We start from the raw sequence: 1,675 nt of genomic DNA, 5'->3' as shown, positions 1-1,675 counted from the left end.
TTTTGTCGCAATCGAGCTGCGACAGGCAAGCAGACTTAGCCCAGCAGGGTCGCCCAGCCTTCAACCACGTCACCGCCCCACTTGGCTTTCCACTCTTTCAGAGTTTTGTGGTTGCCACCTTTGGTTTCGATGACTTCGCCAGTGTTCGGGTTTTTGTATTGCTTAACTTTGCGAGCGCGCTTGGTGCCAGTGGCTTTAGCGGCGCGAGGTGCTTTGCCGGATTTGGCATCTGGGTCGAGCATGGCAATGATGTCACGCAGCGACTTCTGGTATTCGCCCATCAGGGTGCGCAGTTTGCCTTCGAATTCCAGTTCTTTTTTCAGCTTGTCATCTTGCGAGAGGTTTTTCAGGCGCTCTTGCAGTTCTTTGATGGCTTCTTCTGTTGCGCGGTATTCATTGATCAGGGACATGGGCGATACCTTGAATCTGTGGTCGGGGGGTTAGTGTGGGTAATAATAGTCAGGCACTTTATGCAAGTAAACATGTTTGAATGGCTTTGCCCGAATTAGTTTCAAACGTATTTCAAAATGACCGCTACAAGATAGCCCGGTAAAAACCTGGGTGTAGCCACAAATTAATTAAATGTATGTGCCGCTAGTGGTGCTTATCGCTGCAACTAAACCCTGCAATAAGCAAGGACTTGCCGCAGGGCAGTGCTAGTGAGGCTTAGCGAGACAGCTGAACTTTTCCGGCGCTGTGGCTAGAATAGCGGCCTTTGTGAGTTTCTGGAGTTTTTGCATGCGCACTTTTCGCTTGGTAATCGCCTGCCCCGACGGCGTCGGTATCGTTGCCAAGGTCAGTAACTTTCTGGCGACCTATAACGGTTGGATCACGGAAGCGAGCCATCATTCGGATAACCAGAATGGCTGGTTTTTTATGCGCCATGAAATTCGCGCCGACTCGTTGCCCTTTGATATTGATGGCTTCCGCCAGGCCTTCGAGCCAATTGCCAAGCAATTCTCCATGGAATGGCGCATTACCGATTCGGAAAAGAAAAAGCGCGTGGTGCTGATGGCCAGCCGCGAATCCCATTGCTTGGCCGACCTGCTACACCGCTGGCACAGCGACGAACTTGATTGCGATATTCCTTGCGTCATCTCCAACCACAACGACCTGCGCAGCATGGTCGAGTGGCATGGCATTCCGTTCCACCATGTTCCGGTTAATCCGCAGGATAAAGAGCCGGCGTTTGCCGAAGTGACTCGCCTGGTCCGTGAAGTCGGTGCCGACGTAGTTGTGCTGGCGCGCTATATGCAAATTCTGCCGCCCGAGTTGTGCCAGGAATTCGCCCAGCGCGTTATCAATATTCACCACAGCTTTCTGCCGTCGTTTATTGGTGCCAAGCCTTATCACCAGGCGTCGTTGCGCGGGGTGAAACTGATCGGTGCAACGTCGCACTACGTTACCGAAGAGTTGGATGCCGGCCCGATCATCGAGCAAGACGTGGTGCGCATCAGTCACCGCGACAGCATCGAAGAGTTGGTACGCCTGGGCAAAGACGTGGAAAAAATGGTGCTGGCGCGCGGCTTGCGCTATCACTTGGAAGACCGCGTGTTGGTCCACAACAACAAGACGGTGGTGTTTGATTGATCCGGCCGTAGGGGTGTTGTGCGCACCACGGCATTCACCCAAGCATCGCTGGTGCGCGCAGCACATCCGAGGTAATCCTGATGAG

Annotated in this window: 2 protein-coding genes; one reads left to right on the top strand and one right to left on the bottom strand. The window is 53.3% G+C overall.

Translation table 11 applies throughout. The features are described from left to right. Positions 1 to 35: 35 nt before the first annotated feature. Positions 36 to 410 (bottom strand): histone-like nucleoid-structuring protein MvaT, encoded by a 375-nt coding sequence (gene mvaT / locus AAAB16_RS20995; protein ID WP_340665077.1) that lies wholly within the window; start codon positions 408 to 410, stop codon positions 36 to 38. Between the two features lie 328 nt (positions 411 to 738). Here mvaT and purU point away from each other — a divergent pair, with 328 nt between their 5' ends. Further along, positions 739 to 1,590 carry a formyltetrahydrofolate deformylase gene (gene purU, locus AAAB16_RS20990; protein WP_110616142.1) on the top strand — a complete coding sequence of 284 codons (852 nt, stop codon included), beginning with the start codon at positions 739 to 741 and terminating at the stop codon, positions 1,588 to 1,590. The last annotated feature ends 85 nt before the right edge of the window (positions 1,591 to 1,675 follow it).

The organism is Pseudomonas sp. (genome assembly GCF_037994325.1).
Classification (GTDB): domain Bacteria; phylum Pseudomonadota; class Gammaproteobacteria; order Pseudomonadales; family Pseudomonadaceae; genus Aquipseudomonas.
This window is presented reverse-complemented; position numbering and strand designations above follow the sequence as displayed.

Bases quoted from the DNA above. Each gene is read 5' to 3' on its own strand.
- mvaT (WP_340665077.1), bottom strand. From the start codon at position 410: ATGTCCCTGATCAATGAATACCGCGCAACAGAAGAAGCCATCAAAGAA.
- purU (WP_110616142.1), top strand. From the start codon at position 739: ATGCGCACTTTTCGCTTGGTAATCGCCTGCCCCGACGGCGTCGGTATC.